This is a genomic window from Neobacillus drentensis (assembly GCF_036962125.1).
Classification (GTDB): domain Bacteria; phylum Bacillota; class Bacilli; order Bacillales; family Cytobacillaceae; genus Neobacillus; species Neobacillus drentensis_B.
Genome location: NZ_JBALOA010000015.1, coordinates 218,589 through 237,971, shown reverse-complemented (window position 1 = coordinate 237,971; position 19,383 = coordinate 218,589). Strand labels below are relative to the sequence as shown.

The 19,383-nt window shown below is 39.0% G+C and carries 20 protein-coding genes, 1 tRNA gene and 1 riboswitch; of the genes, 2 read left to right on the top strand and 19 right to left on the bottom strand.

Annotation, left to right across the window (positions count from 1 at the left end; all coding sequences use genetic code 11):
* Positions 1-171: 171 nt before the first annotated feature.
* The 9 genes from tig to V7121_RS15625 form a co-directional block, all read right to left on the bottom strand.
* Entirely contained in the window at positions 172-1,449 is a 1,278-nt protein-coding gene (tig, locus tag V7121_RS15665) for a trigger factor (protein WP_335547149.1), read from the bottom strand.
* A 169-nt stretch (positions 1,450-1,618) separates the two neighbouring features.
* On the bottom strand, positions 1,619-2,644 hold the full coding sequence (locus V7121_RS15660; RefSeq protein ID WP_335547147.1) for a tetratricopeptide repeat protein: 1,026 nt from the start codon (positions 2,642-2,644) through the stop codon (positions 1,619-1,621).
* Between the two features lie 155 nt (positions 2,645-2,799).
* Positions 2,800-2,873 (bottom strand) — tRNA-Arg (locus tag V7121_RS15655).
* A 112-nt stretch (positions 2,874-2,985) separates the two neighbouring features.
* Complete coding sequence (locus V7121_RS15650; protein ID WP_335547145.1) at positions 2,986-3,501, bottom strand: metallophosphoesterase family protein; 516 nt, start codon at positions 3,499-3,501, stop codon at positions 2,986-2,988.
* Positions 3,501-4,109, bottom strand: a complete 609-nt coding sequence (locus tag V7121_RS15645; protein ID WP_335547143.1) for an XTP/dITP diphosphatase — start codon at positions 4,107-4,109, stop codon at positions 3,501-3,503. The genes V7121_RS15650 and V7121_RS15645 overlap by 1 nt, the downstream gene beginning before the upstream one ends.
* A 12-nt stretch (positions 4,110-4,121) precedes the next feature.
* Positions 4,122-4,877 carry a ribonuclease PH gene (rph, locus tag V7121_RS15640; RefSeq protein WP_335499079.1) on the bottom strand — a complete coding sequence of 252 codons (756 nt, stop codon included), beginning with the start codon at positions 4,875-4,877 and terminating at the stop codon, positions 4,122-4,124.
* Positions 4,878-5,012: 135 nt separating this feature from the next.
* Positions 5,013-6,071 (bottom strand): GerMN domain-containing protein, encoded by a 1,059-nt coding sequence (locus V7121_RS15635; RefSeq protein WP_335499077.1) that lies wholly within the window; start codon positions 6,069-6,071, stop codon positions 5,013-5,015.
* A gap of 198 nt (positions 6,072-6,269) precedes the next feature.
* Entirely contained in the window at positions 6,270-7,064 is a 795-nt protein-coding gene (gene racE / locus V7121_RS15630) for a glutamate racemase (protein WP_335499075.1), read from the bottom strand.
* Positions 7,065-7,079: 15 nt separating this feature from the next.
* The gene (locus V7121_RS15625) at positions 7,080-7,529 is read right to left on the bottom strand and encodes a MarR family winged helix-turn-helix transcriptional regulator (protein ID WP_335499073.1); all 450 of its coding nucleotides are present in this window, start codon (positions 7,527-7,529) and stop codon (positions 7,080-7,082) included.
* Between the two features lie 212 nt (positions 7,530-7,741).
* On the opposite strand from V7121_RS15625, the gene V7121_RS15620 reads away from it, so the two are divergent.
* Positions 7,742-8,044, top strand: a complete 303-nt coding sequence (locus V7121_RS15620) for a HesB/YadR/YfhF family protein (protein WP_335547141.1) — start codon at positions 7,742-7,744, stop codon at positions 8,042-8,044.
* 116 nt (positions 8,045-8,160) lie between these two features.
* On the opposite strand, the gene V7121_RS15615 is transcribed toward V7121_RS15620, so the two are convergent.
* The 7 genes from V7121_RS15615 to V7121_RS15585 form a co-directional block, all read right to left on the bottom strand.
* Positions 8,161-9,246: an ATP-binding protein gene (locus V7121_RS15615; protein WP_335499069.1), complete on the bottom strand. Its 1,086-nt coding sequence runs from the start codon at positions 9,244-9,246 to the stop codon at positions 8,161-8,163.
* Between the two features lie 105 nt (positions 9,247-9,351).
* On the bottom strand, positions 9,352-10,083 hold the full coding sequence (locus tag V7121_RS15610) for a Na-translocating system protein MpsC family protein (RefSeq protein ID WP_335547139.1): 732 nt from the start codon (positions 10,081-10,083) through the stop codon (positions 9,352-9,354).
* A 259-nt stretch (positions 10,084-10,342) separates the two neighbouring features.
* On the bottom strand, positions 10,343-10,567 hold the full coding sequence (gene gerE, locus V7121_RS15605; RefSeq protein WP_026563391.1) for a spore germination transcription factor GerE: 225 nt from the start codon (positions 10,565-10,567) through the stop codon (positions 10,343-10,345).
* 142 nt (positions 10,568-10,709) lie between these two features.
* Positions 10,710-11,291 (bottom strand): class D sortase, encoded by a 582-nt coding sequence (locus V7121_RS15600; protein WP_335499066.1) that lies wholly within the window; start codon positions 11,289-11,291, stop codon positions 10,710-10,712.
* A gap of 142 nt (positions 11,292-11,433) precedes the next feature.
* Entirely contained in the window at positions 11,434-12,195 is a 762-nt protein-coding gene (gene sdhB / locus V7121_RS15595; RefSeq protein WP_335499064.1) for a succinate dehydrogenase iron-sulfur subunit, read from the bottom strand.
* Between the two features lie 14 nt (positions 12,196-12,209).
* The gene (sdhA, locus tag V7121_RS15590; protein WP_335499062.1) at positions 12,210-13,958 is read right to left on the bottom strand and encodes a succinate dehydrogenase flavoprotein subunit; all 1,749 of its coding nucleotides are present in this window, start codon (positions 13,956-13,958) and stop codon (positions 12,210-12,212) included.
* Positions 13,959-14,017: 59 nt separating this feature from the next.
* Complete coding sequence (locus tag V7121_RS15585) at positions 14,018-14,626, bottom strand: succinate dehydrogenase cytochrome b558 subunit (RefSeq protein ID WP_335499060.1); 609 nt, start codon at positions 14,624-14,626, stop codon at positions 14,018-14,020.
* A 441-nt stretch (positions 14,627-15,067) separates the two neighbouring features.
* On the opposite strand from V7121_RS15585, the gene V7121_RS15580 reads away from it, so the two are divergent.
* Positions 15,068-15,511, top strand: a complete 444-nt coding sequence (locus V7121_RS15580) for a YslB family protein (protein ID WP_420490722.1) — start codon at positions 15,068-15,070, stop codon at positions 15,509-15,511.
* 45 nt (positions 15,512-15,556) lie between these two features.
* Here V7121_RS15580 and V7121_RS15575 read toward each other — a convergent pair whose 3' ends face one another.
* From V7121_RS15575 to trxA, 3 genes are all read right to left on the bottom strand, one after another.
* Positions 15,557-16,774 (bottom strand): aspartate kinase, encoded by a 1,218-nt coding sequence (locus V7121_RS15575; RefSeq protein WP_335547138.1) that lies wholly within the window; start codon positions 16,772-16,774, stop codon positions 15,557-15,559.
* Positions 16,775-16,888: 114 nt separating this feature from the next.
* A riboswitch (Lysine riboswitch) is annotated at positions 16,889-17,066 on the bottom strand.
* Positions 17,067-17,136: 70 nt separating this feature from the next.
* Entirely contained in the window at positions 17,137-18,909 is a 1,773-nt protein-coding gene (gene uvrC / locus V7121_RS15570) for an excinuclease ABC subunit UvrC (protein ID WP_335499056.1), read from the bottom strand.
* A gap of 137 nt (positions 18,910-19,046) precedes the next feature.
* On the bottom strand, positions 19,047-19,361 hold the full coding sequence (gene trxA / locus V7121_RS15565; protein WP_335499055.1) for a thioredoxin: 315 nt from the start codon (positions 19,359-19,361) through the stop codon (positions 19,047-19,049).
* Positions 19,362-19,383: the final 22 nt, after the last annotated feature.

Sequence of the window (19,383 nt, the reverse complement as noted above, 5' to 3'; positions counted from 1 at the left end):
GATAAAAATAAATCTCAAAGCTGTCTGGAAATTATTTATATTTAATTCGCTTTTTCAGAAAGCATTTCCTGCCCATTGTAAAAATTGTTCCTACTTCTTATTATAATATGTATTTGTAAAAATGTATAAAACAAGGCACGATCTATATCGTGCCTTGCAATATTCTAGTTATTACTTCTTGTTTTCAACAAGAAAGTCTACTGCTTTTTTAAGTTTAAGGTCTGCTTTGATGCCTTCAAGTCCGCCTAGAGCTTGTTTAATGCTATCAACGGTCATGTTGTACATACCAGCCATGTTTTCAAGCTCAGCATTAACATCTCCGTCAGTTACTTCAAGGTTTTCAGCTTTAGCAATCGCTTCTAAAGTTAAGTTAGTACGAACGCGAATGACAGCTTCTTCCTTCATTTGCTCACGTAAAGCATTTTCATCTTGACCTGAGAATTGGAAGTAAAGTTCAAGGTTCATACCTTGCATTTGTAAGCGTTGTTCGAATTCTTGAAGCATACGGTTTACTTCGCTGTTAACCATAACCTCTGGAACTTCTACTACTGCATTTTCTGCAGCTTTTTCAACAACTGTATCACGTAAATGATGCTCAGCTTCGTGTTGTTTGCTGTTTTCTAAACGAGTTTTGATTTTCTCTTTAAGAGCGTCTAATGTTTCAACTTCATCATCCACGTCTTTTGCAAACTCGTCATCAAGTTCAGGAAGTTCTTTTCCTTTAATTTCATGAACAGTTACTTTGAATACTGCAGGCTTACCAGCAAGTTCAGCAGCATGGTATTCTTCAGGGAATGTTACTTCCACGTCTTTAGATTCACCAGCAGCTAATCCTACTAATTGCTCTTCAAAGCCTGGGATGAATGATCCAGATCCGATTTCAAGTGAATGGTTTTCAGCTTTTCCGCCTTCAAACGCAACGCCATCAACGAAGCCTTCGAAATCTAGAACAACTGTATCGCCATTTTCTACTGTACCTTCTTCTTTGATAACAAGCTCAGCTTGACGCTCTTGAAGAGTTTTTAATTCACTAGCAACATCTTCGTCAGTAACAGTTGTATCAAACTCTTCTACTTCTAGGCCTTTGTATTCGCCTAAAGTTACTTCTGGTTTAACCTGAACAGTAGCTTTGAAGATAAGTTCTTTGCCTTTTTCCATTTGCTCAATGTCGATATCAGGGCGATCGATTGGCTCGATTCCTGTTTCGTCAATTGCATTTCCATATGCTTCTGGAAGTAGAATATCTAATGCATCTTGGTATAGTGATTCCACACCAAAACGTTTTTCAAACATTGGACGAGGCATTTTTCCTTTACGGAAGCCTGGAACATTTACCTGTTTAACAACTTTGTTAAATGCCGCAGTTAGTCCTTCGTTGACCTTTTCCGCACTTACTTCAACAGTAAGAACGCCACGGTTACCTTCTAATTTTTCCCATTTTACTGACATACCTTTTCCCTCCAACAATCTATTCTCATATCATTCGAAACGAATTTGAGTAGTTTGGAAATTACTTGTCCATCAAGTCTATTTCCTTCTTTTAAATGTAAAATATAGTTTTTTACACAATGCAACCACTACATTATAACATAGGATTGTTTTCTTTCAACAGCGAAGCCTATATATTAGGATAAGAAATTTTCTCAATTAGCTCAATATGGGTTATTGCTTCCACTATTTCCCTCTCTGTAACTGCATATTCTTGTGAGAGCCGGTCAATCCTTGAATTCATCCCCATATAGTCTTGTGCTAAATGGTGAAAGGCTGCAGCCCATGCAAGAGTATTATGAGGCTCTAATTCAAAAGGATAACTCATAAAAAAATTGCGCTCAACCATTTCACGAGTATTTTCAAAAAGTACGGGATTTTCACTTTCAAGTCGAGTCTCTAATAGATTCTTTACCTCATTCATTCGAGGTTCTTCTCTAATTTCCTGAAGTTGTGTTGGGATAACTTTTCTCTCCAATCCAAACTTCTTGATCGATAATTCTCTATCAATTTCCTGCTCTTTTAATAGAGTTAAAAGAATGGTTTTTAAAAATGGATGTCCTGCTTCCGCTTCTAAATAATCAGCAATTTCAGGGAGATAGGGACGGATATTTTTATCGGCTAGATTAGAAACGAGGAGCATTTGTTCATTTGGGTTATCAACTGCGAGCAGGTTTAGCTTTTTGACTGGTGCTTCCTCAGGTTCCGGTTCATCGAGATCAAGATGCCGATTCTCTGCCATTCTTCGACTAAATTGAAGAATGGTAAGGAAATGATCATGCTTTTCAGGCGGGATCTCTTTTTCATCTAATAGCGCTTCTACCGTTGTGACGATTTCCTGGTATTCATGAAGTTGAATAAGGATGGTCAAATAGAGGTCGACCATTTGCAGGTAGTCACCAATCCCTTGATGAAGCATTTCCTTGGCGAGTGCTTTTGCTTTTTTAAAAGATGAAGCTTCAAAATAAGCGAGAACCAGCCCGATCAATATTTCATCATTTTCAGGGTCATGTTCTCTTGCTTGCTCCAATAAGTTTATCGCTTCTGTGTATTTTTTCTTTTCTAAGTTTTCGAGACCTTTGTCAGTTAATCTTTTTTCAAGTCCGGGAAAAAAGATGATATTATCTATTTTTTTCACAGGTTCCCTTTTTTTCATAAAATCCGTCCTTCAAAATGTCTTGGAAAATAGTGTAACATAAAAATAAGGCAAAAAAAAATTTCTTATATATTAATTGTAGTTGGGGTATGATTATTCTTCAAAACAGAAAAAAACCCACTTATTAAAGTGAGTTTCTTTTCTATGTAGTATAGCGTCCCAGGAGAGATTCGAACTCCCGACCCACGCCTTAGAAGGGCGTTGCTCTATCCAGCTGAGCTACTGGGACATATAAGTTGTTTAAGACAAGATTTATTATATTACCGTAATATCAAAAAGTCAACAGACTTTCGATTATTTTTTTAAAAGAAAAAAAAGGGAGAGGAAAATCTCCCTATTATTTATGGCAGGACAAACTCTCTGGCTAGCTCCGCAATTTCTCGTCCGCTTACTTCCAAAACTGACATTTTAATTTTTTCATCAAGTAAATCAAGGACAAGATAAGTTTTTTCGATTCGCCCTCTCGGCAGACGGATGCTGCCTGGATTTAAAAATAACACTCCATCAATTACTTCTGAGCCCAGGATATGTGAGTGACCAAAACAGACGATGCTAGCGTGTAGTTCCTCTGCTTTGTATTTTAAATTCATTAAGGACGATTTAACTGAATAACGGTGGCCGTGAGTAATGAAAAATTTCCTCCCCGCCACTTCAGAAATCGTTTCTAATGGATACCCGCCCCCAAAATCGCAATTCCCCAAAACGGTTAGGTAGCCAGACATCACTGGATGATCTGGTGGCAATTCTGAATCACCGCAGTGAATCATTAAATCGACCTCATTCACATGTCTTTCTCTTATCACACTTAGTTCCTTCGTCAGTCCATGGCTATCACTAACAATTAAAACCTTGCTCATTACTGCTCTGCTCTTTCCAAAATAGAATCCAAGTTCACATCCAGCTTTTTCAACGCATTCGCTCGATGGCTGATTTTATTCTTCTCATCCGACGATAGTTCGGCCATCGCTACGCCCTTTTCTGGCACATAAAAAACGGGATCATAACCAAATCCATTTGTACCTCTTTGGTCCTCGAGGATACGGCCTTCACAAGTACCTGACACCGTTATTGTTTCTTGGCCAGGAACAGCGACTGCCAAAGCACAATAAAATCTTGCGGTCCGCTTTTCCTCAGGAATCCCTGCTAATTCAGAGAGTACTTTATCTGTGTTGTTTTGGTCATTCTTTGGTTCCCCTGCATAACGCGCTGAATAAATTCCAGGTCTTCCTTCAAGGGCATCCACAATCAATCCCGAATCATCCCCAATAACCATTTTTCCTAATGCTTTGGAGATAGTCTCCGCCTTCAAGGTGGCATTTTCCTCAAAGGTCGTACCAGTTTCCTCGACTTCAGGAATTTCTGGAAAATCTAGCAAAGTTTGAACCGTAATCCCTCTTGAAGCAAAGATATGTTCAAATTCCTTTGCTTTGCCGGGATTTTTCGTTGCAATAATAACTTCTTTCATTTTAATCGCCTCTTATTTTTGTTTTCGTGATTCTATCTTTCTGGTGATTTCTTCACCCAGGACTTCTTTTTGATGTTCAAAAAGTTCCATCAATCCTTCTTGAGCAGCACTTAGCAAACCTTGTAATTGTTCATATGAAAAAGTTGATTCCTCACCCGTTCCCTGCAGTTCAACAAATTCACCGGACCCAGTCATGACCACATTCATATCGACCTGTGCTTTTGAATCCTCGGCGTAATTTAAATCTAGAACAATTTGATTATCTTGTAAAATCCCCACACTTGTTGCTGCTAAATAATCCGTAATCGGAAACTTTGCAAAGGATTTTTTCGCGGTATAGTTATTTAAAGCGAGAGCCATCGCGACGAAGGCCCCTGTAATCGAAGCCGTTCGGGTTCCGCCATCTGCCTGGATTACATCACAATCAATCCACACTGTTTTCTCACCCAGAGCACTTAAATCAACAATAGCTCTAAGGGCGCGGCCGATTAGCCGCTGAATTTCCATTGTTCGACCGGATACTTTCCCTTTGGAAGATTCGCGAATGTTCCTTGTTTCTGTTGCTCGTGGCAGCATCGAATATTCAGCCGTAATCCATCCTTTGCCTTCCCCTCTCATAAAGTGAGGTACTCTGTCTTCGATACTCGCAGCACAAATCACTTTCGTATTTCCTACAGAGATTAGGACAGAACCTTCCGGGTGCATTAAATAATTAGTTTCAATATGTATGGGTCTTAGTTGTAACGGCTCTCTTCCATCTACACGCACAATTACTACCTCCTTAAATTTTTCATGCCTTCTAAATTGCAATACATCTTTATGGTTTAAATACCAAATAAAGAAGAGGCGGCATCCAAGCCAACCTCTTTCAATGTCACTATATAGTATAACAAATAATCATTTTTAAAAACTACCTGTGTTGACTTTTTCTGGCCGAGATACAGGTTCAGTTAATTTTTTCCCATTATCATTTTTGATGTCCGCTTTACCATTTACTTGGACGGCGACTTTGTCCACGCCCTCTTGCTCAGTTAGGGAGAGGACGAGAGCATCTAATAAATGCTGTGAAATTTCCTTTTCTTTAAAGCTGCCGAAGATATTCTCATTAAAGTTCAATGTTACTTTTCCATCCTCATACTTAGGTGCTTCAAGAAGCTTCACATCGGACATAAATTCAGAAACAAGTGGAGATTTCTCACTTGGTCCTTTAATTAATTCATTAACGACAGCTACATAGTTATCTTTTTCATTATTACTTACGCGGCGTGTGACGGGCACATAATAATAGGAACCTTCTTCACCGCCAATATAGTAGACAGTCACAGGTTTAGTATTAGTTATATCGGTGACATCTGCTGTATCATAGTTAATACCAGTTGCCCTTGAGAGATGATCGCTGATTGGCGTTCCATTAACGGGCATTTCAGTCAAATCATGACCATTCATTTTTAATTTTACTGTTTTAACATTATCAAACTGAGTTAGCGTCCATGTTACCGATTGGAGAATCTTCATCTCATCTTCAGCCTGGTAATTCTTAAATTCTTTTGAAAAGTCTACCGTAGCTACTCCCTCTTTATCAATATTCACAGAGAGTTCTGTGTCTTCAGGGAGGACTGCCCGGAAATCATTCGGAAGTTGATCTGTCACCGGTCCATTCATCACTAAATATTCCAGCGCCTGTTTTGCAACAGAATTGGTTTTTGGCAGATCCATGGTTTGTGGAACGACATACCCGTCCTTATCCACTAAGTATAACTCGGTTTTGACGGTGTTTGCCTGTGCCTCCTTACCCGCTTCTTTCCCCGTTGTTTGCTGACTTGTTTTATCATCCTTGATCGTTACACTCTTTGGCGGATCGATTTTCTTCTGTGTCTCTGTCCCAAATAATCCACAACCTGACAGTAGAACTGATGAAGTTAACACAGTCGACACAAGGATCTTTCCTTTATTTTTAGACATAACTATTTCCCCCCTAAGACAGTTTGTACTATCATGTATACGAGCCTTCTGATAAATTAGACCGACTTAAGCAAAAAAATAGAACAAAATTATCAAAACAAAATAAAAGAAAATGGCGCCTGTGCACCACCGGAGGACAAATGTCCACGAGTGGTACCTGACACCATCGTTTTAACCATCGTTTTTACACCATCGTTTTTAAAGTTTTATTTTTTTCACTTCGTTTATGGGGAATCCTAGCCATTGTGAGGCGATTTTTGAAAATATTCTTCGTGAGCCCGTGGTATAGAATTCATGTTCAGGCTCGTCCTCGCACGTTTCTAGCAACCCATTATACTGAAGGATGGCACTTATTTCCCGAGCGGTCTCATCACCAGAACTAATCACGCTCACAGACTCACCCATGACATTTTTAATGACAGGCTCTAACAAAGGATAATGGGTGCAACCTAGAATAAGCGTATCCAATTTCTGGTTGAGCATTGGCTGCAATGCCTCATCAACAACTCTTTCTGCAATTGGACCAGCAAATTCATTACTCTCTACAAGCGGGACAAACTTCGGACAGGCATGTGCTGTCACATAAAGCCGACTATTAAGCGATTTCAGAGCCTTTTCATAAGCTCCACTTTTCACAGTGCCCACTGTCCCGATAATTCCAATCCGATAGTTTTTAGTTTTCTTAATTGCTGCTCGTGCTCCTGGATTAATTACCCCCAGGACTGGGATAGCTAATTCTTTACGAATCTCATCTAAAGCAGCTGCTGTTGCCGTGTTGCAGGCTATAACCAGCATTTTAATTTTTTTCTCCAATAAAAAAGAAGTCATCTCCCAAGTGAACCTCTTGACTTCCTTTGTTGTCCTCGGGCCATATGGGCAGCGTGCCGTATCCCCCAAGTAAATGATTTTCTCATTTGGAAGCTGACGCATGACCTCTTTGGCAACCGTTAGTCCGCCAACACCGGAATCGATGACACCAATTGCTTGTTTCAAAACATATCGCCTCTTTTAACGCATTTCCTCATGCAATTTCTTTAAGCTTCTTTCAAGTAGTTGAATTTCTTCGCTAGAGAAATCAACCAACACTTCTTCCAAATAAACCTGACGTTTTTTAATGACTTCATCAATAATTCTTTTACCCTCTTCAAGTAAATGTATTCTAACTACACGGCGGTCGTTTGGATTTTTCACCCGCTCGACAAGAAGGTTCTTTTCCATCCGGTCAACGAGGTCGGTCGTCGTGCTACACGCCAAGTACATTTTAGTAGAAAGGTCGCCGATGGTCATATCACCATCTTCAAAGAGCCATTGCAGGGCAATGAATTGCGGTGGTGTAATTGTATAGTTACTTAACATTTCTCTGCCTTTTTGCTTAATGATTCCAGAGATGTAGCGTAAGTCTTTCTCTATATTGGCAACAATTTCTCCATTGGCCTTTTGTGAATTTTCGAGTTTCATTTCCATACACTCCTATAAACTGCTTCTCTGCTCCTAAAGACTACTATCTATTTAAAAAGTTGTGTTCATCGGTGAAGGTCTTTATGCTTGTCCTTATTTTCTACTTTTTCCTTTAAAAATTCAAGTTGAAACTATTAGAAAAATATTAGTTTGGCACAGTTTGGATTATAATAAAAGGGGATTTCAATAAAAACCAAAGGTGAGAAAAAAGAATGGAAATTGTAATCAGTACGTCAGCACTAAAATGGTTTCAAGATGAGGTCGAATTAAAGAAAGGGGATATGGTAAAGTTTTTCCCCAAGGTGTATGGAAACAGCCCTGTCCAAGAAGGTTTTTCACTCGGATTTACTGTAGATAATTATCCGATCGATATTATTGTGAAAGTCGAAGCAGAGGGCTTATTATTTTATATTGAGGAAAGAGATTTATGGTTTTTTAATGGACATAATTTACATGTCGATTACAATGAAAAAACAGAAGAAGTTGAATACAGCTATACCAAGGCAACGAAGTAAATCATTTTCTACAGTGAAGAGGAAGGCTGTTCTTTCAGCCTTCCTTTTATTCCATCTGTACACGCATATCAAAGTTATGCCTCATTTTCAGATAAACTCCCCCATTGATCCTTCATTTAATTAATCGGTAATATCACTTCTATGATTGTTCCTTTTTCATCGCTCCAGAAATGAACCGTCCCATGATGATTTTGGACAATTTGTTTAGAATTCATGATTCCTAGCCCAGAACCGCTTTCTTTTGTTGTAAAAAATGGTTCCCCAATACGCTTTAAGACATGTCTCGGCATACCACAACCTGTGTCCTTAAATAACATCTTCACATGATTACTTCCATGCTTTTTGATTTCAATCGTAATAATGCCGCCATCTGGCATCGCTTCAATCGAGTTTTTCAGAAAGTTAATCACGACTTGTTTTAGTTGGTTTTTATCACCATTGATAATTAAGTTTCCAAAATCGTTTATGAATTGGATATGAATATTCTTCATAATGGCCTGTGTATCAATCAGCGTCTTCACTTCTTCAACCAATGTATGAAGGTGTACGGGTTCAAATTTTAATACTTGGGGTTTCGAAAGAACCAATAACTCACTTAGGATGAGCTCAATTCGATTGATTTCTGATTGGATGATATCAAAGTAGGATTTTTGGTCAATTAATTGTGATTCCATTAGTTTCAAAAACCCTTTTATCGCTGTAAGCGGGTTTCGTACTTCATGAGCAATCCCGGCTGCTAGTTGTCCAGCAACATTTAATTTCTCAGCATTAAGCAATAGTTCAAGCGTCTTTTTTCTCGCGGTGATATCCCTGATAATGATATGTCGAGCTGGTTTATTTTGAAAAATAGTCGGAATCCCTTTTACTTCTGCTTCAAAAATGGTTCCATCCAAGCGAATTAATTTGTATTCTAGAAAGTCAGTTGCTTCTCCCCCATCAATAATTTCCTGACGTTCGTTAATATAGTCATAATAATCAGGGTGGATTCTATCAGCTATTTTTGTATTTTCAATTTTTTCTTTAGTAGCTGCTCCAAATAATTTTGCCCCTGTTTCATTAATAAATAAGATATCATCTCCACTGGCAATAAGCACGGCATCAGGTGAATTCTCAACTAAGTCCCGATAAGCTTCCTCTCTTTTTACGATTTCTTCCTCTATACTTTTTTGAAAAACCTCATCAATTATCGTAGATTTTTTCATCTCTCTCTATCTATTCCTTCCCGATAAAAATAAAAGCCAAGATAGGAGCGGGTCCCATCTTGGCTTACGCCTAGCTCAATAATATTGTCTAGTCCATTTCCGCCCTTATGATGTTGGTGATAATATTAGTACGATTATACTTCGATCACGATAAAAGTCCCAATCCACAAAAATATCGCTCACTTTTGTATTTAGAATCGATTCAAAATTACCGCTACTATGTAATAATCGTTTCTCCAGATTTCTTTTAGCAAGCCTTAAGGCTTCAAAATTTCCTAAACGAATTAATTCCTTTTCAATCGGAACAAGTATTCCTTCTCTAATAACAACCAGCGTCCGCTCATTTAATAGATAAGAATGGACCTCTTCTGGAGTTTTTTCTGCTAGAAGGCTAATTTTATTTATTTCTCGATGAAGATTTTCTTGACCAGGATAACTATATTTTTTATCGATTGGAGCTTCGCTCTCAGTCGGTGTAATTCCTATACAAACAAATAATCCACTTTTATTGTGTAATCCCCAGTCATAGTAAAATTCATTTACTTCCATATGGGTCAGAATTTTTATATACGCTTTAAACTCTGGGATTAAAGTCTGCATCAACAAATCACGTGTGGTTTGCACCATCGTTTCGTGCTGCTGGCCGAGCAATACACTTTCAGAGGGCGATATAAAGTTCCGTAAATATACGGTCATGATAGTATGGTTAAACGAAACAAAGACTGATTCGGGACCTTTTCCGAAATTTTCACGGAGTGTCCTTCCAATAAAACCCGCTAATTCGGTTTGTACTTGTTTATTATCCAAAATAAACATCCCTTTATCAGATAAAAGCATTATTTCTCTTATCCTAAGTTTATTTTATATGTCTATAACTAGATTATCAATTTAATTATGCGGATTTGTTCGTTTTTTTATGTACAATTTCGTAAGTTTACTTACCACTTTTAGCCCAAGGGAAATCTAACTCCCCTTGGGCTAAAAGTGCAACCACGTCTTTGTCAGCGCTGATAGGGGCTCACTCCTCGGCGAATTTTCATAGGGACGTATCTATTCAAAATTAAACCGGCGTCCCCTAACAGGAAGCCGGTCATTGTTAAAGTTCTAGCTCTCCCATTCGAAGGAGCTCTACAACTGCTTGAGAACGCCCCTTTACACCAAGCTTTTGCATGGCATTGGAAATGTGATTTCGAACCGTTTTTTCGCTTATAAATAATTCACCAGCGATTTCTTTCGTTGTTTTGTCTTGGACTAATAATTCGAATACTTCTCTTTCACGTTTGGTGAGTAACGGCTTATGATTATATACATTCTCCTTCAAGTACTGTAACCCTCCTTGCCTTCGCCAGTTATGAACACGGGGTGGGTATATATTTAGTCAACATATCTTATGTGAACAACATAAATGTAGTGACTAGATTTCCAGTGAGGAGACTGATTTTTTTAAAAAAAGTCCCTTATATTTAGGGACTTTTCGGTTTTGCATAAATAATATAGCGTTTTGGTGCATTGCCAACGTATCGAAACGGATAACAAGTGGTTAATATTAATTCCTCTTTTTCATGCTGTAGCGTAATAATGCTCGTATCATCGGATTTGACAATCTTCGTATCAATGATTTCATACGTATAGGATCCATACGGCATTTCCATTTTCAGTGAATCACCAATCTTTAACTCGCCTAATTTACGAAAAACGGTATCTCGATGTCCAGATAAAACAATTTGTCCTTGCTCTCCTGGAAAATAAGCTCCTTTATAATGTCCGACCCCTTTTTTTAGGTCATCTGGGTCGGTTCCTTCGATAATGGCTAACTCAGCGTTAATCTTTGGAATAGCTAAAAGACCGACTGTTTCGCCCATATCTGGAGGTTGACTGTTGTCAGCCCTTTTTTTAGGGGCAACCGCGGGCTGGTCTGAAATTAATTCCTTTGCTTGCTGAAGTGTTGTCTGGGTTTGTGTATTTACATCAATATATTGCCACAGTCCGATCCCTACTAATATGAGCCCTGCTAAAATAATGAACAGCGGAAATTTAAATTTCACTCTATGTACCTTCCTTTTCCAACAGCTCGACATTAATAAAAGTATAACAAACGATTTCTCGAAGAACCAATGCAATTTTTCGCCGACAAACGACAAAAACCTTCTTTTCCAAATAGAAAAGAAGGTTTTTGCCTACGCGCTATTAAGCGTGGTCACTTCCAAAGAAGCTTCTAAAAGCTTGAATGGTTGTATCACGGTTCAATGCGGCAATTGAGGTAGTCAACGGAATACCTTTTGGACAAGATTGAACACAGTTTTGTGAATTACCACAGTTAGCAAGACCGCCGTCACCCATAATTGCTTCAAGTCGTTCTGCTTTATTCATGGCACCAGTTGGATGGGCATTGAAAAGACGAACTTGAGAAAGCGGCTGTGCTCCAATGAAATTTGATTTACTGTTTACGTTCGGGCATGCCTCAAGACAAACCCCGCATGTCATACACTTAGAAAGTTCATAGGCCCATTGACGCTTTGTCTCAGGCATACGTGGTCCAGGACCCAAATCATAGGTACCATCGATAGGAATCCAAGCTTTTACTTTCTTTAAAGCATCAAACATTCGGCTGCGGTCAACCTGCAAGTCACGAACGACCGGGAAGGTCTTCATCGGTGCTAGACGAATCGGCTGCTCCAATTGATCGATAAGTGCTGAACAAGATTGACGCGGCTTGCCATTGATAACCATTGAACAAGCACCGCAAACTTCTTCCAAACAGTTCATATCCCAGGTTACTGGAGTTGATGCTTGTCCCTTTGTATTGACAGGGTTTTTACGGATTTCCATTAACGCCGAGATGACATTCATATTCGGACGATAGGGAACCTCAAATTCCTCCTCGTAAGGAGCAGTATTTTCGTTATCTTGACGTGAAATAATAAATTTCACCATTTTAGTTTCAGCCATTTTACCTACTCCCCTTAACTTTTAGCGTAATTTCGTTCACGTGGCTTGATCAATGAGACATCAACATCTTCGTAATGGAAAGCTGGTGCTGATGAGCTATCAACAAATTTCGCCATTGTCGTTTTTAAGAATTCCTCATCATTACGTGTAGGGAAGTCAGGTTTATAATGTGCACCACGGCTCTCATTTCGGTTGTATGCACCAATTGTAATAACACGAGCCAATTGCAGCATGTTTTGCAATTGTCTAGTAAAAGCTGCCCCTTGATTGCTCCATTTAGAAGTATCATTAATGTTGATATTTTGATAACGTTCTAAAAGTTCTTGTATTTTCTCATCCGTTTTTAACAGTCTGTCATTGTGGCGAACAACAGTTACATTATCGGTCATCCATTCCCCAAGCTCTTTATGAAGAATATAAGCATTTTCATTTCCATTTAGAGACATAATTGAATTCCACTTATCCTCTTGTTCTTTCACATGACGATCAAATACAGTAGAAGATACAGCATCCGAACTCTTTTCTAAGCCTTTGATATATTTCACAACATTTGGTCCAACAACCATCCCACCATAAATGGCTGACAGTAAAGAGTTGGCACCTAGCCGGTTCGCACCATGTTGTGAATAATCACATTCACCTGCTGCAAACAAACCTGGAATGCTTGTCATTTGGTCATAGTCCACCCAAAGTCCACCCATCGAATAGTGAACAGCAGGGAAGATTTTCATTGGCACTTTACGAGGGTCATCACCCATGAATTTTTCGTAAATCTCAATAATACCACCAAGTTTAATATCCAATTCATGCGGATCCTTATGTGAAAGATCAAGGTATACCATGTTTTCGCCATTGATTCCGAGTTTTTGATTCACACAAACGTCGAAAATTTCCCGTGTTGCAATATCACGAGGTACAAGGTTTCCGTAGGCAGGATATTTTTCCTCTAGGAAATACCAAGGCTTACCATCTTTATATGTCCAAATCCTGCCGCCTTCCCCACGGGCAGATTCACTCATTAGTCGAAGTTTATCATCCCCAGGAATCGCTGTTGGATGGATTTGAATCATTTCACCGTTAGCATAATAAGCACCTTGCTGATACACAATCGATGCAGCTGAACCCGTATTAATAACAGAGTTTGTTGATTTTCCAAAAATAATACCAGGACCGCCAGTAGCCATGATGACTGCGTCACCAGAGAAAGATTTGATTTCCATAGTTTTTAAGTTTTGGGCTACAATCCCACGGCATACACCATCGTCATCAACGACCGCACCCAGGAATTCCCAGCCCTCATATTTAGTTACAAGGCCTGCTACTTCTTCACGACGAACTTGCTCATCTAAAGCATAGAGGAGCTGTTGTCCAGTCGTAGCACCAGCAAATGCTGTCCGGTGATACTGTGTACCTCCAAAACGGCGGAAGTCCAATAGCCCTTCAGGAGTACGGTTAAACATAACTCCCATACGGTCCATTAAGTGAATAATTCCAGGTGCAGCGTCACACATCGCCTTTACAGGCGGCTGGTTAGCCAAGAAATCTCCGCCATAAACGGTATCATCAAAGTGAATCCACGTGGAGTCACCTTCACCTTTTGTATTTACTGCTCCATTAATACCACCCTGTGCACAAACAGAGTGTGAGCGTTTAACAGGCACTAAAGAAAACAATTCTACTGGTGTTCCTGTTTCTGCAACCTTAATCGTTGCCATTAAGCCGGCTAAACCGCCGCCGACAATAATCACCTTACCTTTACTCATTCGTGACTCACTCCCTTAATCCAAAATTCCATTATTTTTCCCATCAATTATTTCATTTGTTATACAAAAGCTAGTAATGTCGTTACACCAACATAGGATAGAGCCAAGAAAATAACGATTGTCACGTATGTAGAGATAACTTGAGATCGAGGTGATACCGTGATGCCCCAGCTAACTAAGAACGACCACAATCCATTTGCAAAGTGGAAAATTGCTGAAATAATACCAATCACATAAAACGCAAACATGAATGGGGATGATAGAATATCCTGCATCATTTGGAAGTTAACTTCGTTGCCAAAAGCTGCCGCTATACGAGTTTCCCAGACATGCCAAGTGATAAAAATTAATGTAATGACACCAGAAACACGTTGGAGCAAGAACATCCAGTTTCTAAAAAACCCATATTGACTTGCATTGTTTTTTGCTGTAAATGCGATATACAGACCGTAAATTGCGTGGAATAAAATTGGTAAATAAATAATTACAGTTTCTAATACGTAGCGAAAAGGGAGATTTCCCATAAAGTTCGCAGCTTTGTTGAAGGATTCTACTCCTTCTGTTGCATAGTGATTGACCACCAAATGCTGCATAACGAAGATTCCGATTGGAATAACCCCTAGCAGCGAATGCAATCTCCGATAAACAAATTCTCGATTACCCGCCATAAATTTACCCCCCTATAATGTTTAAAAAAAATGATGTTTAGTTTCTATCAAATTAAAACCCCTGTGTTTGAAACCTAGCATCACTGTGACAATAATGTGACAAGTACATTTTACTCCCATCATGTAAGAGCGTCAAGAAAACGGATACACTTATCTTTCAAAAAAATAAAATTTTTTAAATATATTGAAATTATAATAGATTAGTCATTTCCACTGACGTGTATGGATATTTTTTGAAAATCATTATATCTTCAAAGGTAATTACCAAGATATAACGGTTGTTATTTTTTCCACTACGGGAATGATAATTATCATGGAAAACAAGGTAAGATATTGCAAAATAACAAAATCGAGCTAAATTGAATTTATTATGACTGTAAAAACTGTACTGAAAGTAAACCAAAAGTGTATATAATAGAATGATAGAAAGAGGGGAAGCTTGTGAATAATAGTACAGTTATGAATGAGACAATCGATACTGATGAACCAAGAACCATTTCCATTTTCGGATATGAATTAATTAGAGAAGTTCTTTTACCTGAGATTCTTGGGAAAGATACACCTGAAATTTTATATTGGGCCGGAAAACGACTCGCCCGAAAATATCCATTAACCGATATAGGACAGATTATTGATTTTTTCGCCAAAGCCTCATGGGGCCATCTGGAACTAAAAAAGGAAAATAAAACAGAGTTACAATTTGAACTAAGTAGTCCGCTGATTGTTTCACGTGTTAAGTCCAAGGCTGAACACTTTTTCCAACTCGAAGCAGGATTCCTTGCCCAACAGATTGAACTGCAAAAAGAAGCCAATGCCGAAACCTTCGAGCATCCTGTAAAAAAATCAAATAAAGTTGTTTTCACAGTAAAATGGGAAAACAACTAAATGAAATTGGTGTCAGGTACCGTTAAGTGCCTGACACCATTTTTTTTACTGAACCGCAAGTTCGAATGCTTCATGCAAAGCTTCGACTGCTTTTAACATATTTTTTTCTTCTACCACGGCAGATACTTTAATTTCGGAAGTGCTGACCATTTTAATTTGAATATTATTTTCAGCAAGTACTGCAAACATCTTCGCAGCCACACCAGGGTTAGAAACCATCCCTGAACCAACAATGGAAACCTTTGCTAATTTGTTTTCCGCATCAATCTGCTCATAACCTAGTACTGATTTGTTATCTTCTAGAACCTTTAATGTTTCTAAGAGATCATTGGTTTGAATAGAGAATGACAAATTCGCTGAACCACCTTCTGTTGTGCTTTGAATAATAATATCGACATTCAGGTGATTAGCAGCCAATGTTGTAAAGATTGTCGACAGGCTGGTTAGTGAATTTGCCAAGCCCAATACAGTTACTTTTGTAATTTCATCTTCAAATGCGACACCGCGGACCACTAAGTTTTGTTCCATTGCTGCTTCCTCCTCAATAACTGTACCTTCTATTTTTTCCATACTCGAACGAACCTCGAGCCGAACATGATAATTTTTTGCAAATTCCACTGCCCGTGGATGGAGTACACCTGCACCTAAATTAGCTAACTCCAGCATTTCATCATATGATACCGATAATAATTTACGCGCACTCTTGACGTATCGTGGATCGGTCGTGAAAACTCCCGTAACATCTGTATATATGTCGCATTTATCTGCCTTAAGGGCAGCTGCCAGAGCAACGGCTGTCGTATCGGAACCACCACGGCCAAGTGTGGTAATTTCACCGTCTTCGGTGATTCCTTGGAACCCCGCCACAATAACCACCTTGCCTGATTCAAGCTGTGATTCAATCGCTTCTGTTTTAATATTAGAAATCCGGGCATTTCCATGGACTGGCTCTGTCAAAATACCAGCCTGCCAGCCTGTAAAAGATACAGCTTCAAGCCCTTGTTGGTTAAGCGCCATCGACAGTAATGCAATCGTTACTTGCTCTCCTGTCGATAACAGCATGTCCATTTCGCGTTTATTAGGCTGCGCCGAAATTTCCTTTGCTAATCCGACCAGTGTATCCGTAGATTTCCCCATTGCAGAAACAACCACAACCACATTGTTGCCGCGGTCGGTCTCTTCTTTCACACATGATACTACATTTAATATTCTTTCCACATTAGCAACGGAGGTACCTCCGAACTTTTGTACAATAATCCCCATGTTTTGTTTTCCCCTTCTCTAGAAGTAATTCATATTTTTCCCCAATAAAAATGCAAAAAAGCAATGAGAAGGGCATCTCATTGCTTAAAACACGAAAAAATATTCGCACCTACAATGTAAGATAGCTCTCCAAGACAATCGTCTTGACAATCCAGCATTTATTCAATACGGGACCAGCAAAGAAAGTTATGAGACCTTCCTTACTTCGGCGAACATCCCCTTTCATGATTCGTCTAAGAAGCTCATCCTTCTCAGAACCACTACTCTTGAAGCTCGCACCTCTACCTTCACTTTAATACGTAAAAGTGATAGTAAATTAAATTTTCACTAATTATAGCATGTTCTTTTTTTTCTGACAATCACTACGATTGAAGTTTTTTAATTAATTCCTCGGCAATAGTCGTTGGGATCCCAATTTCTATGAATTCCTCTTTGCTTGCCTCTTTCATTTTTTTCACAGAGCCGAACTGTTTTAATAATAACTTTTTCCGTTTCTCCCCAATTCCAGGAATATCATCAAGCAAAGATTGAAACGCTGTTTTACCGCGGAGTTGACGGTGGAAAGTAATCGCAAAGCGGTGAACTTCGTCTTGAATTCTTTGCAGTAAATAAAATTCCTGGCTGTTTCGCCCAAGCGGAACAATTCCTAACGGATTACCATAAAGCAATTGTGAGGTACGGTGTTTTTCGTCTTTTACAAGTCCTGACAAGGGAATATCTAAACCTAACTCATTTTCCAACACGTCGCGGACGGCTTCGACATGCCCCTTCCCACCATCAATAATGATTAAATCAGGGAGAGGAAGTTCCTCTTTGAGCGCGCGTGAATATCTTCTTCTCGTCACTTCCCGCATCGACTCATAATCATCCGGTCCTTGGACTGTTTTGATCTTGTATTTTCGATATTCACGATGATTGGCCTTTCCATCAATGAACACGACCATTGCTGAAACGGGGTCTGTTCCTTGAATGTTGGAATTATCAAAGGCTTCAATGCGGTGCGGGGTATAGATTCCCAGCAACTCACCCAAGTTTTCGACAGCCTTAATGGTTCGATCTTCATCTTTTTCAATCAATGAAAATTTCTCATTCAAAGCTATTTTTGCATTTTTAATCGCCAATTGCACGAGATCCTTTTTTTGTCCCCGTTGCGGCTGAAGAACTTTTACTTCTAACAGTTGCTCGGCTAAGGTTAACTCCACTTCATCTTGAATAAGAATTTCCTTTGGCTTAAAGTGATTGGCTTTTGAATAAAATTGGCCGAGGAACGTTAAGATTTCTTCCTCGGGTTCATTATAAACAGGGAACATGGAAACATCCCGCTCAATGAGTTTTCCCTGACGTACAAAAAAGACTTGAACGCACATCCAACCTTTATCGACAGCATAGCCAAATACATCACGATCAGTGAAATCAGTCATGGTAATTTTCTGTTTTTCCATAATCGTTTCAATATGAATAATTTTATCCCGATATTCTTTCGCTCTTTCAAAATCTAATTCTTCGGACGCCGCCGACATTTTTTCCTTAAGCTCTTTCTTTATTTCATTATATCCGCCATTTAAAAAGCGGGTGATTTCATCTGTCATTTGTTTATACTGTTCTTCATGAACCTCATTTACACATGGAGCCAAACACTGTCCTAAATGATAATATAAGCAGACCCTGTCTGGCAGGGTTGAGCATTTACGGAGCGGATAAATTCGGTCAAGCAGCTTTTTGGTTTCATTAGCTGCGGTCACATTGGGATACGGACCAAAGTATTTGCCCTTGTCTTTTTTAACTTTTCTAGTAATGATCAGCTTTGGATGCTTTTCCGCAGTCAACTTAATAAACGGATAGGTTTTATCATCCTTCAGCATGATATTGTATTTTGGATCGTACTTTTTAATAAGATTTAGTTCAAGTAAGAGTGCTTCTATATTAGATGAGGTTACGATATATTCAAAGTCCTCAATTTCATTGACAAGTCTTAACGTCTTCCCATCGTGTGACCCCGTAAAATAGGAACGCACACGGTTCTTTAGTACTTTGGCTTTTCCCACATAAATAATCGTTCCCTGACGGTCTTTCATTAAGTAGCAGCCAGGCTGATCCGGCAGCAGCGTTAGTTTTTGTTTAATAGTTTCATTCATTCCGGCCACTCCCCTCCCGTCTATTTGTATATCTTATAAAATTTTAAAGCAAACTGCGGATAATTGAAAGTGGGAGTCTCTTGGAAAACATAAAAAACCTTAGCTGGGAAGAATCCAACTAAGGTTTTTTCGTTCTATTACACGTGTTTGTTTAAAACACTTGCTAACGCATCTTTTGGTTGGAAGCCGACAACTTTATCAACGACTTCGCCATCTTTCATCACTAATAAAGTTGGGATACTCATGACACCGAAGTTTGCTGCAGTTTGCGGGTTATCATCCACGTCAAGTTTAGTGATTTTTACTTTATCGCCCATTTCTAAATCAAGTTCTTCGAGAACTGGAGCGATCATTTTACAAGGTCCGCACCATGGTGCCCAAAAATCTACAAGAACAAGGCCTGAACCTGTTTCGGCCGAAAAGTTTTGATCTGTTACATGTGAAATTGCCATATTTATATTGCCCTCCTAATGA